The 18788-nt window shown below is 38.7% G+C and carries 16 protein-coding genes and 1 other annotated feature; of the genes, 2 read left to right on the top strand and 14 right to left on the bottom strand.

The genetic code is table 11. The annotated features are described in order from the left end of the window. Positions 1-418: 418 nt before the first annotated feature. From ABEQ24_RS17260 to ABEQ24_RS17245, 4 genes are all read right to left on the bottom strand, one after another. Positions 419-1096 (bottom strand): amino acid ABC transporter permease, encoded by a 678-nt coding sequence (locus ABEQ24_RS17260; RefSeq protein WP_430007939.1) that lies wholly within the window; start codon positions 1094-1096, stop codon positions 419-421. 29 nt (positions 1097-1125) lie between these two features. Continuing rightward, positions 1126-1971 carry a transporter substrate-binding domain-containing protein gene (locus ABEQ24_RS17255; protein ID WP_430007938.1) on the bottom strand — a complete coding sequence of 282 codons (846 nt, stop codon included), beginning with the start codon at positions 1969-1971 and terminating at the stop codon, positions 1126-1128. Between the two features lie 109 nt (positions 1972-2080). Then, positions 2081-2326, bottom strand: a complete 246-nt coding sequence (locus tag ABEQ24_RS17250) for a DUF2164 domain-containing protein (protein WP_070875558.1) — start codon at positions 2324-2326, stop codon at positions 2081-2083. Positions 2327-2433: 107 nt separating this feature from the next. Further along, positions 2434-2775 carry a n-acetylglutamate synthase gene (locus ABEQ24_RS17245; protein WP_430007937.1) on the bottom strand — a complete coding sequence of 114 codons (342 nt, stop codon included), beginning with the start codon at positions 2773-2775 and terminating at the stop codon, positions 2434-2436. Positions 2776-3152: 377 nt separating this feature from the next. On the opposite strand from ABEQ24_RS17245, the gene ABEQ24_RS17240 reads away from it, so the two are divergent. Then, complete coding sequence (locus ABEQ24_RS17240; protein ID WP_430007936.1) at positions 3153-4115, top strand: DMT family transporter; 963 nt, start codon at positions 3153-3155, stop codon at positions 4113-4115. Positions 4116-4253: 138 nt separating this feature from the next. On the opposite strand, the gene ABEQ24_RS17235 is transcribed toward ABEQ24_RS17240, so the two are convergent. The 3 genes from ABEQ24_RS17235 to ABEQ24_RS17225 form a co-directional block, all read right to left on the bottom strand. Further along, the gene (locus ABEQ24_RS17235; protein ID WP_430007935.1) at positions 4254-4871 is read right to left on the bottom strand and encodes an FMN-binding negative transcriptional regulator; all 618 of its coding nucleotides are present in this window, start codon (positions 4869-4871) and stop codon (positions 4254-4256) included. Positions 4872-4995: 124 nt separating this feature from the next. Beyond that, positions 4996-5451, bottom strand: a complete 456-nt coding sequence (locus tag ABEQ24_RS17230; protein WP_430007934.1) for a hypothetical protein — start codon at positions 5449-5451, stop codon at positions 4996-4998. A gap of 194 nt (positions 5452-5645) precedes the next feature. Then, entirely contained in the window at positions 5646-6893 is a 1248-nt protein-coding gene (locus ABEQ24_RS17225; RefSeq protein WP_430007963.1) for an MFS transporter, read from the bottom strand. A 92-nt stretch (positions 6894-6985) separates the two neighbouring features. Continuing rightward, positions 6986-7230 (bottom strand) — a binding site (T-box leader). Positions 7231-7896: 666 nt separating this feature from the next. Here ABEQ24_RS17225 and wrbA point away from each other — a divergent pair. Next, positions 7897-8508, top strand: coding sequence for an NAD(P)H:quinone oxidoreductase (gene wrbA / locus ABEQ24_RS17220; protein ID WP_430007933.1), 612 nt, complete (start codon positions 7897-7899; stop codon positions 8506-8508). A 922-nt stretch (positions 8509-9430) separates the two neighbouring features. Here the strand turns inward: wrbA and ABEQ24_RS17215 are convergent. The 7 genes from ABEQ24_RS17215 to ABEQ24_RS17185 all read right to left on the bottom strand — a co-directional run bounded on the left by ABEQ24_RS17215 (position 9431) and on the right by ABEQ24_RS17185 (position 18500). Beyond that, complete coding sequence (locus tag ABEQ24_RS17215) at positions 9431-9859, bottom strand: organic hydroperoxide resistance protein (RefSeq protein WP_430007932.1); 429 nt, start codon at positions 9857-9859, stop codon at positions 9431-9433. 56 nt (positions 9860-9915) lie between these two features. Next, positions 9916-10344, bottom strand: a complete 429-nt coding sequence (locus tag ABEQ24_RS17210; RefSeq protein WP_430007931.1) for an organic hydroperoxide resistance protein — start codon at positions 10342-10344, stop codon at positions 9916-9918. A gap of 52 nt (positions 10345-10396) precedes the next feature. Continuing rightward, positions 10397-10825: an organic hydroperoxide resistance protein gene (locus tag ABEQ24_RS17205; RefSeq protein ID WP_430007930.1), complete on the bottom strand. Its 429-nt coding sequence runs from the start codon at positions 10823-10825 to the stop codon at positions 10397-10399. Positions 10826-10974: 149 nt separating this feature from the next. Continuing rightward, positions 10975-11538 carry a TetR/AcrR family transcriptional regulator gene (locus ABEQ24_RS17200; protein WP_430007929.1) on the bottom strand — a complete coding sequence of 188 codons (564 nt, stop codon included), beginning with the start codon at positions 11536-11538 and terminating at the stop codon, positions 10975-10977. Between the two features lie 118 nt (positions 11539-11656). Then, positions 11657-12574, bottom strand: coding sequence for a LysR family transcriptional regulator (locus ABEQ24_RS17195; RefSeq protein WP_430007928.1), 918 nt, complete (start codon positions 12572-12574; stop codon positions 11657-11659). Positions 12575-12792: 218 nt separating this feature from the next. Beyond that, a complete protein-coding gene (locus tag ABEQ24_RS17190; RefSeq protein ID WP_430007927.1) occupies positions 12793-16248 on the bottom strand; it encodes a S8 family serine peptidase in 3456 nt (1151 codons plus the stop codon). Positions 16249-17327: 1079 nt separating this feature from the next. Then, a complete protein-coding gene (locus tag ABEQ24_RS17185; protein ID WP_430007926.1) occupies positions 17328-18500 on the bottom strand; it encodes an MFS transporter in 1173 nt (390 codons plus the stop codon). Between the last annotated feature and the right edge of the window lie 288 nt (positions 18501-18788).

Below are 18788 nucleotides of genomic sequence, written 5' to 3'. Positions count from 1 at the left end.
AATGAATCCAGTCAAAAAACTTCATAATGCCAAATGGGACCAAAAAACAAATCATTCCTTGCACAAATACAATTAAATCAGGTAAGAAAGCTAAAATTTTGTTTAGGATTTAGGTTCCCTCCATTTATTGCTATTTCGTTCAGGAATATATCTTTTTTTATTCTTTCCAGTACTGGAAATATTAAACGAAGAATCGTTTTCAATATAAAACTTAAAATTGCCTTATTTAGTGAAATGGAGGGACAAAAAATTCTTCTCTTTTATTTTATCTTTCATATCTATGAGTACATTTGGAAAAACATTATTTTGAAAAATCCGCTTTGACTAATCAGCGATGAATTTTTTTAAAGAAGCAACACAAATGAAATGAAGCCTTAATTTCAATAAAGAAATTAAGGCTTCAAAAATGTCATAACATTTATAAAAGATATTCATACCTTTTCTCAAGGTAATTTTGGACAACAGTTAAAAGGGAACAAATTCCCCAATAAATGAGGGCAACAAGAATATACATTGTCATGTAATCAAGCTCTCTGCCGCCGACAATTTTAGCCTGCTGAAATAGCTCAGGCACTGTGATCATGGCAGCGAGTGAGGATGCTTTCGTCAGATCAAGCAGCACGTTTGAGAGCGGAGGCAGCGCAATTCTGAATGCCTGCGGCAAAATAATCCCTCTCATCGTCTGCCAGTAGGAAAGTCCAAGCGATTTGGACGCCTCCCACTGTCCCCGATCGACAGATGCCAAGGCGGAACGGTTAATTTCTGCCATGTAGGCGGCACTGTTAAGGCTGAAGCCGATTAAAGCAGCCGTAATGGCTGTAAACTCGATGCCGATGATCGGAAACCCGAAATACAGAATGAAAAGAATAACAAGGATCGGAACACCGCGCATAAATGAAATATATATTCTTGCAGGCCATCTGAGAAACGAGTATCTTGAAGTTCGGCCGAGTGCCAAAAAAAAGCCGAGCACTAAGCCGATTGCCATGCTGACCAAGGAAATGAGCAGAGTGTTCCAGATCCCCTGGATCACATATGGAAAAGATTCCACAGCAAGTTCATAATTAAAGACGTATTCCCACTGAATATCTCCCATTGCACTCACCTTCTTTAGTTACCAGTTACTCACAAATCAACATCCGGTTTTTTAGACACATCCGCTCCATCAAAGAATTTCTTTGAAATCTCGGAAATCGTTCCATCCTCAAGCATTTCTTTAATTGTTGCATCGATATTCTTTTTCAGATCGGTATTCCCTTTTTTCATAATGATGCCTTGACTGTTTGGGTTGAATTTGATGTCAGGATGAATTGTAATGTTCAGGTCAGGAAACGCTGCAACGGCAAGGCGCTGAAGGTAGTAGTCATTTAAAATAACATCTGTTCTTCCAGTTGAAACATCTCTTAAATATTGATCATTTGTAGCATTGTCATAAATGACTTCTTCTGCTCCGTACTTGCGTGCAACCGCCATGTATGTAGTCGTTGCTTCTCCAGCTGCTTTCTTCCCTTTTAAATCTTCCAATGATTTGATGCCTGAAAGATCATCTTTGCGGACCATCGCAGTTCCATAGGAGAATTTATAGGGATCGGCAAAATCGAACTTTTCTTTTCGTTCATCATTAATCATAATATCGTTTGCGGCGATATCCACTTTTCCGCTTTGGATAGACGTCAGCATGCCGTCAAATGCCATCTCTGAAAATTCCACTTCCAGATCCATTCGTTTCGCCATTTCACGGACGACCTCTACCTCATATCCGGTCAGGTCATTTGTTTCTGAATTGTGATAAGACGTCGGATAAAGCGTGCCAGAAGTCGCAACCGTGAGCTTGCCTTCTTCTTTTATTGTATCCCATGCCGTTTTTTCTTCTTTTTTCTCAGAAGAACTGCTGCATCCGGCAATAACTAATGCAAATGCCATCATCAGCAGCATGGCACTCAGCTTGTTTGCAGTAAATAATCTAGTCATACGAATCCACCTTTTTTTCTATAATCCTATAAAAGATAGCATTACAGCAGGGATTTCGCAATTTTTTTGTTCAAAAAAAGCTTACAGCAGCTGTAAGCTTAAGCATTCATTATCTTTTGATCGATCTCTCTAGAGCATAAAGATCTTCTTCCATCGTCTGCATTCTTTGTTCAACTAAACTTTTTGCATCTTTGATTGCCTGATTATAAAAGTGCGGTCCGATGGATTCTTTAATGAACTCTAATAGATTTTCAGCAGCAAGCTCACCAATTTCATCGCCATTTTCCCGGTAGTAATAGCGCTGAATATCTTCAATCATCATCATTTTTTCTTCTTTTGTAAATTTAATAAACATGTTCATCAGCCTTTCTTGTTCAATTCTTTATTGATCATAACAAGAAAAAAAACAGAAATGCAGACTGGTATTTTCAAAAATTGTGTGTACAAAAAGCGACGGGACTGCTAAACGATTTCCTCGATAATGGACTCGCCCTCTGTCTGATCCCGGTCAAACCACTGCCATTTTTCATGCAGTCTGATACTGCCGTCAGGCAATACTTCTGGCCTGGAAAAACAATGGCCTCCCCTGATTTCATTGTTTACATTGACATGATTATACTTAAATTCCAGTGTTCCATCATCTTTTACAAGTCCGATTAAAGTTCCTTTAACGATTTCTCCCCCGCCATAGGCTGCTGTAAGAATTTGTCCATTTTGTTCATAATTGAAAACAGTTTTTGAGGAGACCTCCCCATTTGCAGTATTTTCTACTGAGACAAAGCGGCGGTTATGGTAATTAATCATACGGATTCTCCTTTTGAAAAAATGGTTGTTTTCTCTTAGACTGTTACTTTCGAATATTAATGTTGTCCGTTCCTTGCAGCGAGAGGAACTTGCTTTCCGCGGGGAGCGTGAAAGCCTTCTCGGCGAGCCTGCGGGGTCTTCCATTTCGCTCTATTTTCCCGCAGGAGTCAAGTTCCTGCAGCGTAGATCCACTTACGGTTTTAAACATTTAGTCTTAAAGCAACAATGTTTACCGAATGAACCTAGAAAATTTATGCCATTCTACCATATAAAATAAATGTTTCCAATTATTTATTTCAATTTTTCTAAAATTACGTATAATAAACAGTACTGAATGTATAACATATTGCACGTCTGCTGCATAAGGAGAGGTTTTTATGAAAGAAATCGTGATTGGAATTATCGCATCCATGTTTTTTGCCGTAACTTTTATTTTAAACCGGTCAATGGAACTTTCAGGAGGAAGCTGGCTATGGAGCTCGTCTCTCAGATTCTTTTTTATGGTTCCCTTTTTACTGGTGATTGTCATTTACCGCAAAAACATTAAACAGCTGTTCGCAGAAATGCGTAAACATCCGCTTCAATGGCTTATTTGGAGCTTTTCAGGATTCGTCCTGTTTTACGGGCCAATTACATACGCTGCTGCCTATGGTCCAGGATGGCTTGTCGCCGGTACATGGCAGCTGACGATTGTTGCCGGAATCCTGCTGACACCCTTTTTCTATGAAAATAGTCATTCAATTAAAACGAGAAGACGGATACCAATACAGGCTCTCTGCTTTTCAATGATAATTTTAGCAGGTGTTGTCCTGATTCAAGTGAAAAACGGGACCGATATCAGTGCTAATCAGCTGCTTGCAGGGGTCCTTCCAGTTGTTATTGCAGCTTTTGCCTATCCATTGGGAAACCGAAAAATGATGGAAGTATGCGGAGGAAGACTCGATACTTTTCAGCGGGTGCTTGGGATGACCCTTGCAAGTCTTCCCTTCTGGTTTATCCTTGCAGCCTATGGATTCATAAAAGCCGGCCCGCCATCTGCAGAACAAATCACACAGTCGTTTATCGTCGCCGTTTCCTCTGGTGTGATTGCCACTACACTATTTTTTATCGCGACAGATCGAGTAAGAAATGATGAAGGGAAGTTAGCTTCCGTTGAAGCCACCCAATCCACTCAAGTGCTGTTTGTTTTATTTGGTGAAGTGCTTCTTCTCGCGGCTCCGCTTCCGGATGGACTAACACTGATAGGTATTTTCCTCATTATGCTTGGCATGCTGCTGCACAGCTTTTTTTCCTCTCCTAGCCGTGTGAAGGTATTGGGCAAATCGAAGACTGCACCTTAAACTTTCAACGGATATAACCTATCAATTAGCATACTGATCCGCATAGGGGTCGGTATGTTTTTTTGTTGTCTATCAGGGTTACTATCCCGCTCCGCCACAACTTATTATTGGATCTATGCCCCGTTAGCGGAGTAACATTCAAAGCTGCTTTTTCAGATTAGCTTTCATTAATAATGAGATCTGCTGCTCATTTGTAGTTGAAATCTGGTCCAGCTGATTAACAATTAGCTCTTGTCTCTGTACAGGATGGTTTTGGCTTAACTTCGCTTTCCCTTCTATTTTGCTGATTTTTATTTTGAATCCCTGAACTCCCTTGTTCATACCTGAGAGATACTCCGAATCTACATTGTGCAAACGGTATGAACTGTCAGGAGTTTCGTACTTCGATACCATGTCATGCAAAGAGTTCATTAACTCATGTTCATCCTCTAATAGTTCGACTTCTCCGTACACATGAACGGTCACATAATTCCAGGTTGGCACTGCTTTATTCGTCTCATACCAAGATGGAGAGATATAACAGTGCGGACCATGAAAAATGGCTAAGACGGTTTGATTTTTGATATCCGTCCACTGTGGATTTGGACGGGCAAAATGTCCATATAAGGTTGAATTCTCCTTGTTCAAAATTAACGGCAGGTGTGTCGCAAAGGGCATTCCATTATGCTGAGAAAAAAGAGTCGCAAAACTATGCTCCCTCATTATGCCGAAGGAAATTGTTTCGTCTTTAATAGTAAACTGTGCAGGTATATACATCCTTTTTCCCCTCTCTAAATCTATACATATCTATTTCATCGGACGCATGGTCATTCCTTTACATCTTTATATAAGAAGAGGCAAAACTTTGTTAAGTAATCGCCCCCAGATGTTAACCAGCTAGTTAATGAATATCAATATTCCCTGCATATTGAGCAAATCCTCTATCAGTCTCCAGTTCTACCACAATCGCATATTCCCCTTTTTCCTTTGGCAAATAGAAGGAACGATTTTCATCTAATTTCAATTCAATCTTTTCTTCATTTTTCCATACTGAAACATCCAGCTCTTCCACCAAAAAATCTTCACTGTCAAATAGAAGGTCTATTCGCTGTCCTGCACTAAAGGACAACTGTTTTTGTTCTCTTGCGAATGAGAGAAAATCCTCTGTTTTTTTCTGCAGCTGCTTGCTGTTTTCACCTGTCCAATCTACATTCGCTTCTTTTAGCTCTTCTGATTGGATACTTTCAGAGTTTGAAAGAGTAACAGAAGGAGGAGTAAAATCATATTCTTCCGCTATACATCCTGTTACTAAATACATTAGAAAAACACTTGTGATTACCTTCAATAATTTTCCCATAAATCCTCCTTAGTTTAAAACCAGCAACTATTTTATTTTTATTACCAATTATTTCAAATAATCCTCAATTGCACAATGACTATCTTTAAAAAAAGAGGCCCACCTTATTATAGATAGGCCCATTCAATGGAATAACCCGCAACTTCTATGAGATCTGTTAATTGTAGTTCATTAAAAAGCCCATTGGTCTGGGATTAAAGCCACCTATTTTCAGCAGCTTCAGCTTCATAAAATGGTTTCATTGCAGGTTTTAATGTAAATATACATAAGATTATAGATAACATCATCATTATTAATACACCTGAAATGACAACTGTCTCAATTGAAGTGATCTGAGCTGCCACTCCCATAATGCCAGTGATTGTTATAATTAATATTGCTTGCAGTAAGCTATAGACACTCCCAATTCGCCCCATGACATCAACTGGTATATTGTTTTGATAAAATGTAAGAAAGCCTGTATTAGCAAAAGCGATAAAAAAGGCTAGTATAAAAAAACCTGCTGCTGCAGCGATAAAAGAATTTGAAAAGGCATATATAAGATATCCAGCTGATACTAATAAAGTACCTAAACCAATCAATAAGGATGTTTCCAGTTTTTTAACAATTAAGGAGTTAATGGCAGATCCGACTATAATACCAGCTCCTGCAATTGTGACCAAAAAGCCATACTCACTGTCTGACAAAAATAGCACCTCTTTGGCAAAAGTTGCTTCAAGAGAATCTGCGGCACTCGCCATGACCACCATTACACAATTAAACAAAAAATATATCAGCATGATGTAACGGGATTTCAGGCTAAATTCAACGACAGAAATCCAATCATTTTTTATTACTGCAATCGATAACCTATTATTTGAAGATGATGCAACTATATGTTTTTCAATATCAGGCATTAATCGTGTAATAATCCCTGATATAAATAAAGCTATTGCGTTTATATATATTGCAAATATCGGAGTACCAATAAAAAATAATAATCCCGCAACGGCAGGTCCTATTAAAAATGCACCTGATGTAACTAGACTATGCATGGAATTAAATTGTTTTCTTTTTTCTTGAGGAATTAACTTTGTTATATATATCATTGAAGTTGGACCAAACATAGAGCTCGCCATATTTATAATAAATACAACTGAATAAATTAGGGATATGGATGACATAAAAGGTAATAATGCGATAAATACAGCACGGAATAGATCAAGAAAAACCATAAGTTTTCGTTTGTTTATTCGATCAATCATACTCCCTGCCCAAAAGTTCGTAACCAGAGATGCCAATGGCTTAATCATATATAGCACAGATACGGCAAGGGGTGAATCGGTCATATCCAGCACGATTAAATTTAGTGCTATAAAATAAATCCATTCGCCAACAGTTGAAACTCCGATTCCCATTAATAGAATGAAGGGATATTTCCAAGAAGCAAGATTTTTAATCAAAATCATTCTTTCCTGTCTCCTCTCTTTATCAAGCAAAAACCCTTTATGCAACTAAGCGAAATACAAAAAAATCTCGTCCCCAAGACCTAAGTCTTGGGGACGAGATTTTATTATCGCGGTGCCACCCCAGTTTATTAATATGTCGCCATATTAATCTTATCAAGTACAATCATTCTATACCTTAGCTCTATAACGGGAGCTCCCGTCACACTATCCCCAAGAGGTTCCAATATGACACTCAGAGGCTTGTTTCAATAAATCATTCTTGCTCCTTCCCACCAAACGGAGCTCTCTGGAAAGAATGGACCTTATCTACTTTACTCTTCACCGCTTTTATTATTAAATCTATAATACTAAGATTTACATTATATGTAAATGAAAAATTCTAAAAAACAACATTTAATTAGGTAAGGTATACATACCTTTATGTGAACAAACATCCTTATGACATTTAACTTCCCATGTCATTGTTCTATTCAAACCTCCCAATTTCTAATTTTCGCTTCCTTTTCACCTGGTACAGAAAACTCTATACTGTCTCCTGGGGTTATGTTAACTATTCAATCTCACTTTGGTCAAGAGGGAGGAATGCAGCTATTCTATTTATTTTTCAACAATTTGTTCGTCAACGATATGGAGCACAAATCCCTTTAACTCGCTGATTATAGATTGCCCGATAACTAATTGATAATTTCTTGCAAGACCGTTCAATATAGCAAGGTACTGGCTTTTCACTTTATACTTAGAGGGAATTTTGAATAAACCAATCTCTATATTTTACTTCCTGGATAACTTGAACAGCTGACTTTTGAGGAAGTACTAAACACAGTGAAATAAATAAATATAAAATAACAAGACACTACTTATTAAACATGACACCAACCCTCCATTTCCAATTTAATCAAATTACATAAACCGATGCTTTGTTGGAGATTCTTATAAATGGTGTAAGGAATTTTTAGTATTGATGATTAAAACAAATTGATAATTAAGGAGTTGCAATATGTCAAATGTTAATCTTGCAGTAATCTATTATAGTTCAACTGGAACAAATTACCAACTGGCAAAATGGGCGGCTGAAGGTGCCCAAGAAGCAGGAGCAGATGTAAAAATATTAAAAATACCAGAACTTGCCTCTGATTCGGTAATAGCCTCAAATCCTGCTTGGGCAGCTCATGTAGAGGAAGCCACCTGTGTTCCACCTGTTTCATTAGTTGATTTAGAATGGGCAGATGCCATTATTTTCAGTGTCCCAACACGGTTTGGGAATGTACCAGGTCAAGTTAAGCAATTTTTGGATACAACTGGTGGACTCTGGTTTAGTGGAAAGCTTGCGAATAAGGTAGTGAGTGCAATGACTTCTGCACAAAATCCACATGGAGGACAAGAAGCGACTATTTTATCCTTATATACAACAATGTATCATTGGGGAGCTATAGTGGCTTCACCAGGCTACACTGACCCCGTAGCATTTTCAGCAGGTGGAAACCCATATGGAACAAGTGTAACCGTTGATCAAAACGGAAAAATGGTTGAAGATGTACAGGCTGCAGTTAAACATCAAGCTAAACGTACAGCAACTGTTGCCGAGTGGGTTAAAAAAGCAAACCAATAAACAAATAGTTTTTATCACTCTCCTAATTTCACTAGATGACTTCGGTATTTCTTCCGAAGTCATTATTTGATTTCTTTATATAATTAACAATTTAATGTGTCGAACAAATTTTATAATTTTATTGTTTGGGTCACCTACAAATGAATCTCATGTTTCTCCTTGTAATAACCCATACGGGTGAATATTCAATGAATGAATAACGCAGTTTATTTATAGTGGAGAAGGATAATACACTTCTGCATGTGAACTACTGTAAATAAACAATTCCTCGTGTCGACTTTTTTCACTTTTTTCCTGATTCATTCTTCCCAAACAGAAATAGCTTTGTTAAGTTTCCACAGGAATATTAGCAGAGTGCTCAGCAGGATGCCTGGACCTCAGTAATCTATGCTTGGTTTGTCATCCATATCGTAATTTGGCTTATCTATAAAATCCTTGATGATAAAAGTTTTGATTTAATTGCGTTCATGATTTTTTTGGAAAGATAACTTGAAATTGTTTATCGGTTTATGTGATTTTGTATTTTCCCTCACTGTTTTTGGTGGAAATATCGAAATCATTCAGGTGTAGTTGTTTTTTTAGTAATTGGTAATAGTTTTGAAGTTAATGGAGGTCAGCGTTAATTAACAGGATTGAGTTTTTGGGAGAATGGTTCTTCCCCTTATTTAATTCTGATTAATAGAGAAATTAGAAGTTATTTGACGTACTATAACGCTTTTTCAGATATCAATGGAACTAAAAGAAGATGATCTCTGTTTAGTACAGAAATCATCTTCTCCATGTTGCATGATTTTTTAAAAATGTCCTTTACAAAGGGTATATTATATATTTATTGTTGACATTTTTAAAATCATTTTATTATAACGGTAGCCGAAGCAGAACATAGCACCCGTGGAGTATGATCAAGAGTTCTTTGCGCTAATTAACCAACAACATTCGATATTACTTCGATATTGCCGCGAGTTGCTTTGGCATATGGGCAAACTTTATGAGCTTCTGCAACGATTTCCTCAGCCACGCTAGTTTCTAAGCCTTTAATAGTGATGTCCATAGTAATTGCTAGGACATAACCGTCGTCCGCATCCTTGCCGAGGATAACTTGAGAAGCAATTTTTATACCTTCGGTTTTAATATTCCTTTTTCTAAGAATAGTACCCATCGCACCTTCGAAGCATGCCGCAAATCCTGCAGCGAACAATTGCTCCGGATTCGTTCCAGCTCCGTTACCACCTAATTCCTTGGGATATCTCAAGTCCACATTAAGATTCTGATCGCTGGAAACCGCTTTACCTTCTCTTCCGCCTTGAACGTTTACAGTAGCCGTGTATAATTTCTTTTCCATTTTAATCATTTTTAGGACACTCCTTGTTAATACTGAATTATTTTATATTCTTCTTTGTACGCTGATTAACCAACAACGTTCGATATTACTTCGATATTGCCGCGAGTTGCTTTCGCATAAGGGCAAACCTTATGAGCTTCTGCAACGATTTCTTCAGCCACGCTAGTTTCTACGCCTTTAATAGTGATGTCCATAGTAATTGCTAGGACATAGCCCTCGTCCGCATCCTTGCCGAGCGTAACTTGAGATGCAATTTTTATACCTTCGGTTTTAATATTCCTTTTTCTAAGAATAGTACCCATCGCACCTTCGAAGCATGCCGCAAATCCTGCAGCGAACAATTGCTCCGGATTGGTTCCAGCTCCGTTACCACCTAATTCCTTGGGATATCTCAAGTCCACATTAAGATTCTCATCGCTGGAAACCGCTTTGCCTTCTCTTCCGCCTTGAACGTTTACAGTAGCCGTGTATAATTTCTTTTCCATTTTAATCATTTTTAGAACTCTCCTTTTTATACTGGATTATTTTATACGCTTTGTGCGCTGATTAACCAACAACGTTCGATATTACTTCAATATTGCCACGAGTTGCTTTCGCATAAGGGCAAACCTTATGAGCTTCCGAAACGATTTCTTCAGCCACGCTAGTTTCTACACCTTTAATAGTGATGTCCATAGTAATTGCTAGAACATAGCCGTCGTCCGCATCCTTGCCGAGCGTAACTTGAGATGCAATTTTTATACCTTCGGTTTTAATATTCCTTTTTCTAAGAATAGTACCCATCGCACCTTCGAAGCATGCCGCAAATCCTGCAGCGAACAATTGCTCCGGATTGGTTCCAGCTCCGTTACCACCTAATTCCTTGGGATATCTCAAGTCCACATTAAGATTCTGATCGCTGGAAACCGCTTTGCCATCTCTTCCGCCTTGAACGTTTACAGTAGCCGTGTACAATTTCTTTTCCATTTTAATCATTTTTAGGACACTCCTCTTAATACTGGATTTTTTTATACTCTAGCCATACCGCTTTTGCTTACCGAATAGGCTGAATAGGCTTCATAAAAATTAAAGTTCACTTTACTTACTTACTAGAAGGTAAGTTTTATTTATAAAATAAACCGTTCTTATGATTTTGCTAAGAAACGGTTTAACTGGTTTAGTACATCGACTAATACATCCTCGCCCAGAACACGTCGATATAATAATGCTCCCTTAATGCTGGATAATATAGTTACAGCTAAGAACTGAAGGTCTTCAGAATCATTTATGCTTTTTTCTTTTTGCGCCTCTGCAACAATTTCTTTAAGAATTGAGAGTTCTAATTTACTGACTTCCTTAATTTTATTTTGAACAATATATGGCAGAGATTCATAATCAGTCTGTAAAGATGAAATCGGACATATTTCAGTCCACTCGAACCGTTCAGCCTGTTGTTGAATGAATTTTTTTAACTTCTCTTCTGCAGAAACCGAAGAATTTTTAATTGACAACAAAGAGTTTTGTAAGCGAATAGTAATCCGTTCGGTAATGGCAACCCCTAAATCCTCCTTTTTCTCAAAATGATAATGGATACTTGCCTTGGTCACGCCTAATTGTTTAGATATATCATCATAGCTAAACCCTACATATCCTTTTTGTTGTACTAACTTTATTGCTAAGTCTAAGATTTGATTTTTTCTATTTTCCATATCCACATATTAACTTACTAATAGGTAAGTGTCAAGGTGAAAGTTCGCAGGTGAGCTGAAATAATTTATTTATAACCAATTTTCATTATAAGAGATTATGTTGGATAACAACATTTCATTATTTAATACCTAATAATTCATTAAAGACACCCACATTGCATTTATTCACATGAGCAATCAATAATTCAATAAAACCTTTTGCGGCTGTCCCAATGTATTTTTGTTTATGGTGCACAATGGTGACTTCCCTAATAATAGCTGGATTTTTAATCTTTATTGCCTTCAATACCCCTTCATTTTCCAGAGTAAAAAGTGTACTAGATATAATAGTAGCACCTATCCCTTTCTTTACTAGATTCAAGATTGACTTTGAATCAGTTGATTCAATGATTGGTTGGATATGAATTCCTGCAGCACTACACGCAGCATCAAGTGATTTCCTAAAACAGTGACCTTTAGGATTTAATATTAAGGGTATATGCTGAATCTCTTTAAAATCTATAGCGTTTCTATCTGACCAAACATGATCCCTTCGTACAGCTAAGAAAAATTCTTCTTCGTATAATGAAATATTTGTTAACCTTTCATCTTTTCCTGGCATAAGCGTCAAGGCTAAATTAAATTCATTCTGTATAACCTTTTCAACCACATCATCTAAAGAAAAAATCTGTATTTGTACATCAGGATATTTGAAATGAAATTCCAATAATACTGTGGATGCAATATGATTTAAATCTCCTGACAAGGCTCCGATTACTAGTTTTCCTCTTTTTACATTTTGAAGCTCTTCTATCTGTTCTTTAGCACTTTCTAAATTAGCGAATACCTTTTTGCAGTGTTCATGGAGAATTTTTCCAGCTTCTGTAATTGCTATTTTCTTCCCTAAACGATCAAATAAACGAACACCAAGTTCGGCTTCTAATGCTTTCATTTGGTAGCTTAAAGTAGGTTGCCCAATTCTTAGTTTTTCAGCAGTCTTTGTAAATTGCATTTCTTCACAAAGTGCCATAAAATGTTCTAATTGTCTTAATTCCAATATTCACCACACACCCCTTAGATATCTGTAAATCCATTTTAAAGTGAAATTCATATAATATACTATTAGAAATATTTTACAAAACTCCCATTTAACAGTTTAAAACTTACAATCTGATTTCTAATTAAAGAGACAGTTCACCTATCCTTAAATACGTGAACTGTCCCTAATCAAACTATAACTTTTCTTTTGACTTAATAAGTTTCAAACTGACAGCTTTATTTACTTTCATATGAAACGACGGAGCGAATCATCGGATTGGATGCATCTAAACCTGCTGCAAATGGTCCAATCACCGACCCTTCCTCTACTTTAAACCAGTCGCCTTTGTAAAGCTTCCAAAAGCGGTCAGAGAATGGGCTGCTCAGATCAAAGCCAAGGGTCGGCACATATGGGTCTGGACCTTGGGTGCTGTATACAAGGAAATATTCCTTCGGTACGTATATGGAGTAAGGGCTAAGATCTACTCTGACCCAGCCAGGAACAACATCCGATTTTGCAGGAATGGATTCCGTTAATTTCTTTCCAGGCCCTCCTTCAGGTCCAGTCGCATCATATACATCTACTTGAAAATTTTCCCCGCCCGGATTCCACCAGCGTGGGTCGATATAAAACAGGCCGGCAGTCAGCAATGCTTGTTCCTGTCCATCCTTCAATGACATTTTTAATGCGGCCTCGTCCTCACCAGAGATCAATAAGACATTTTCAGCCGAGCCATCATCATAGCTGATTTCACCTTCTGTACCGATATAAGGCTTTAAGTGTATATCAATTGAACGGATGGAATTGCCCTTAATTTCAATCCGTTCCCGGTAGGTATGAAAATAGGGGGCACTCACTTCAAGCGTATATGTTCCTATAAAAGGGGTAAGCGAGTATTTGCCGTTTGCACCTGTTCTTACCGGGGCGACAGCGGCGTCTTCAATGAGTTTCACCGTGGCTCCCTTAATCGTTTTTTTGGATTTGCTGTTCTTGACTGTTCCCTTGACGACACCTTTATCTAATGGGGATAACTGTATAGCTGCATGGGTCAATGCATCTTTCGTCACTCTCGCCGTTTGAATCTTTTGCTTAAAGCCATAGGCCTCGGCTTGTAGGTGGTATTCGTCTGCTGGGAGCTTCATGCTAAAGCTGCCATCAGTTGGATCAGTCGCTAAAAGCCTTCCATTTTCAACAATCTGTATGTGCGCGCTAAGTGGGATGAGAACTTGTTTTTTATGGGTGCCTTGTTGCCTTGTAGCCTCCTCTAAGGGTTCAAATGCAGTCGTTGATTGGGAGGGTTGATAGACGTCGCCGGAAGGCTTGGCTTCTATGGCCGCATCGTCTAAGTACCACCCTAAATTTTTCCCACTACTGTCTGAATGGAAACGGTAAGCTACATAAACAGTTTTCCCTGAGAAGGAAGACAAGTCGACCGAAACGGCTTCCCATTTTGTCTCTAAATGCCCTTCGTTTGTTTTCGCCACATGCCAGTTCTTCATGTCTTCAGAAACGAGCACTTGGCCCCAATCATCCGTCCCTCGGACGGGCCAGGATGGAAATCCAAAGGTCTGTTTAAAGTTAAGGAATACCGCTTCTCCTTTCTTGACTTGGATAGGAGGCATAGTTAGTATGGATTCCTCGTTATAGTTATAACTCCAGTAATTATCGATGCTATCTCTCCAGTCCGGGATCGAGGTAGCGTACGCTTTGGTCCCGGAAGGCACTTTCAGGACAGGTGTCATGACCTTCCCCCAATTCCACGAACTGTTTCTACCGGTACTGTACCATCCTACAGGTGTTGTTTCAAAGTCTGTTGCATACCCGACCGACAGCCCTTTCTTCAGGGGTAGGCGAACAGGGACGGTTTTCGTACTGTTTCCGGCATAGTCCGTAATTTTCCAGTAATACGTCATTTCTTTCCCCCTTATTTGTTCTAAAGGGAGTTCACTTGAATAGGAACCGCTTTTAAAGTTGCCTTGAAAAAGTGTGCCAGTTGATGTTTGCTCTGGTGCTCTGTCGACTTGGTAATGAAGTTCCACCGCGGAAACGGCAAAATCGTCAGAGGCTTGTACAGAGAGTTTTAAAGGCGCATTCGCATAAGCATAGGGAAAAGGCTCATGGCTGGCTGCTGGTTTCTTTTTATCGACAGCTTTATAACCTATTTTTCCTGCTAGACTGCCGACGCCGTTAGAACCGCTCTTAACTATACCTGTCAGGTCAACAATCCCTCTCCCATAGGCGTCATTTGGGGAAGATGGATACTGTGAATCAGATAACGGAATCAATCCGGCATACAAGGTTTCTTTCAGCTTGTCGATTGGCATGTTTGGCTGCATTTGCTTTAAGATGGCAATGGCTCCTGATACATGTGGTGCAGCCATGGAAGTCCCATTTGACAACCCGTATTCGTTATTTGGAAGGGTTGAAAGAATCCCTTCCCCGGGTGCAACCAAATCCGGCTTTATTTCACTGCCGCCATACGGAGAAGGCCCCCGTAAGGAAAACCATGAGATTCGGTTGGCTGAATTTGTTGAGCCAACTGCAATGGTTTCCGGGTAATTAGCTGGATTGGTTATAGAACCTGGCCCGACGGGCGTCCATTCGCTGTCGTTTCCTGCGGCAAAAACCGGTGTAATGCCGGCAGCCTCCCATGCCTTCACAACCGATCGAAACCAGTCATTCAAGGTAGAACTGCTACTCCATGAGTTATTAATAATGTCCGGTGCCATCTCTGGATGAGGAGTACCCTTTTCATCCAGTGGGGCGAGAAGCCATTCTCCTGCTTTTAGCAAGTCTGTATCCAGCGCGCCGTTTTCTGAAAATGCGTTAACTGCAATCCAGCGTGCTCCTGGTGCCACTCCGGTACGCGTGCCTGTTTCCGGGTCATAGCCAACCATTGTCCCTGTCACATGTGTACCATGTCCAAGTGAATCAATTGGAGCAGGACTATCCCCAACCAAGTCCAGCCAATTGAAGGTGTGTGTAAAGGTGCCGTCCGCATTGAGTCCTCGGTATTGCTTCTTAAGCGACGGGTGGTTTACGTCCACCCCAGTATCAAGCGTTGCGACCACTACGCCCGATCCATCCAACCCATTTTCCCATGCTTTTTTTGCCTGAATTTTTTCCAGGTTCCAAGGTAGCTCATTTTTCACTTTTTGGACTTCAGATGTCTTCGGTTTCGGCAAAGCGTGTCGTTCGTTTAAGTAAATATGGCTGACTTCCGGAAAGGCGGCAATTTCCTGCAAAACTTCTTTCGAGGATGTAAACGAAACCGCATTTACGATGTAGTATGATTGATCATCCTTCAGTTTGCCTTCCGCTTTCTTTTGACGGATAAAATTCTTGATATGATCCTGTGTTTGTTCAGCGTTCGTTTGTAGTCCTGACACGACAGTTGAACGGACGCGAAGTTTCTCTTGATAGCGGGTAGCCTTCACTTTCTTAGCTTCTTCCCGAGCTTGATTAGCGATTTGTCCAACATCCGCTTGATTTTTTAACACGACAATCACAGTCGTGTACTTGTTTTTTTCAAAGGCCTGTATGACCTTTGGATCCACCTTTCCTTCCATTGGGGTTGGATTCGATCCACCGTTTTGAACCGCACCGCCTTTTACAGGGAAGAATGTCCCTAGTAAAAGAAAAATCATCAATAATGCTACTAAACTTTGTTTTCTCCTTTTTAACCCTTTCATTTGAATCCTCCTTGTATAAGCGTTGTAAACACACCATTCAAAATTACTATAAATTCTGAAAATATAAACCATTCACTTTCTTCTTTTTCTAGCTAGTTATTTGTCTAGAGATATCTGTTTTAATAGAAAATTAACGGCCTCTAAATTCAAAGATTACTGAATAAATCAATTCCTAATTTGTAAAACATCGCTGTCTTTTAATATCTTTCATTCTCATAATCAACCTGTTTGTCCCAATTAACAAAATAGCATAAGGAAATCTTGAAGAGAGAAAGACAGGATCTAAGATGATGTGAACTCCTCTCAATATTAAATTAGTTAAATCTACTTAATGGTTTATAACTTGATTCAAATCCCTTCTTTAGAATTTATAAACTACTAGTCACAATAGTATTAGTATTCTGAAATGTTGACAATACAACTTTTTTGATCGTATCAATCAATATTATAAATGGATAATAAAGGATGATCAGTCCATATAAGAAATAAGCTTTTTACTATACTAACGATGTGTTTTTTTTATCCCTTAACAGCGTTATTTAACAACTATATTTGTAATGGAACATCTTAACAGCAGCTGACATCAGACTTTCAACAATCGAAAAGAGCAGTTCTCACTGCTCTTTTAAAATATATTTGCTGTTTATAATTAAAACTAAATGATAAGGAATTGTTGAACAACTGAAGTCAGAGAAAGAGCAAAATCGATAGGTAAACACATGGGTGTCCTTCACAACCAAAAAAGAATAGAGAAGAAGCCTTACGACTATATAATAGTAGAAACACGAATGGATTAAGTGTGAAAGACATTGTGACACCCTAAATTGGGATTGTGCCCGATTGTTGAAAATTGGAAAATGCGAAAAACTTTAATAATAACACCTTTTCTATAGGACCTTCATAGTTTAAGTACACATAAAAAAGAGCTGCCCTCAGCAGCTCTCGCATAGATTTTTTTGAAGTTCATTATAGTAAAAATATAGTTGAGTCATTCATTATAAGCAAAAAATATTCTAGGTTGTTTGCACGTTTCTTTTAATTTCCACATAAAAAGTTGCTTTAGACACACCAGTGACGAATCACTCACTTACCGAAAAATCGCGATTAAATTTGACGGAATACATTAGCACATAAACAACAATGAGTGCCGCAAACAAATTTAGCACGATCAGCGAAAAGTTTAAATTGAAAAATTGAGTAAGCGCTCCGACTCCAATAACCGGAACGATAAATCCAGAATAAGCGCAAAAATAAAAAGCCGAAATGACTCGTGGCCGCGCTTTTGGTTCCGGTAACTGTCCGGCAAATCGTAACGCAATTTGAAAAGTCCATCCGCCGCCGATAGCCTGGATGATAATGCCTGTCCAGAGTAATGCCAAACTTGATGTAAGACCAGAAGAAACAATAACCCATGACCCGATCGCAAGAAGCAGGGTGCCAAATCGGATACGTGTAACTGGATGACTCGGCCAAGGTATGAATTGAGCTAAAGCCGCTCCACTGAGAAGCACGAAAATGATCAATCCAGAAACGGAGAGGTTAGAAGTATGAATGACATTTTTGACGAAAGTAGGAATAAGGGAAAACGCTATTCCTTGTATTGTGAAAACAGTAAAGATAGGCAATCCGACCATTGACCAAAAATGAGAACGAATATTGCTAGGTACACCAAGTGATATCTTCGTTATTACACGTGTTTGCTCATGGGAAACAACATCTTTTGGAATTGTTTCCAGGATGATGAGCGTAATAATGAGCAGGACGAGCAGAATCCCAAATGGCAATTGAAGTGGCTGAAGCTGTAAATATTGCAAGATTAACCCTGCGATAGCTGGTCCCAGACCAAAACCAACGAGAATCGTGACTCCCGATAACTTGATAGCTGTACTCACTTTATTTGGAGGAGTTAGCTTCATGAGAAAAGCAACAGCTGTACCTGTAAAGGCTCCGTAAGCGATACCCTCCAGTAACCTGGCGACATAGAGCATCCAGTCATCTATGCTTCCCAGGAAGAATAAGGTAGATATGATAGAAATCCATATGCTGCTGCGAACAACCCTCTTTAATCCCCAAGTGCTGCCTTTGTTTCCAGTGACAAGCAAAGTCGGCAACAGGAAAGCAGCATAAATGGCAAACAAAATCGTGATTTGCAAACTGTTCATTTGATAAGTCTCACTATACAAAGGAAATAATGGAGTAATAAAGGTAGCCCCACTCGACATCAAAAGCGAAACCAATAACATTCTTTTCATTACAGTAATCCCTGCTTTCGATAATGAATTTTTATATAATCAATTTATAGATACACTGAATTTTTATTATGGTCGATAATGGAATGAAGATTTAAACATTTTACCTGCACATTAAACTTATACTCATTATCAGATTTCTCACTTACTAGTAGATAAGTTTTTGAAATAACAGGTTCTCATGAGTTTTTAAGCACCGATTTTTTTGGTTTAGTATAACAAAGAATACATCATCGACTAGAACACTTAGGTATAGTAATAATCCCAAATGCTGATTCTTTGTCAGATAAA

It is taken from the genome of Metabacillus idriensis (assembly GCF_050483325.1).
Classification (GTDB): Bacteria; Bacillota; Bacilli; order Bacillales; family Bacillaceae; genus Bacillus_P; species Bacillus_P idriensis_A.
This window is presented reverse-complemented; position numbering and strand designations above follow the sequence as displayed.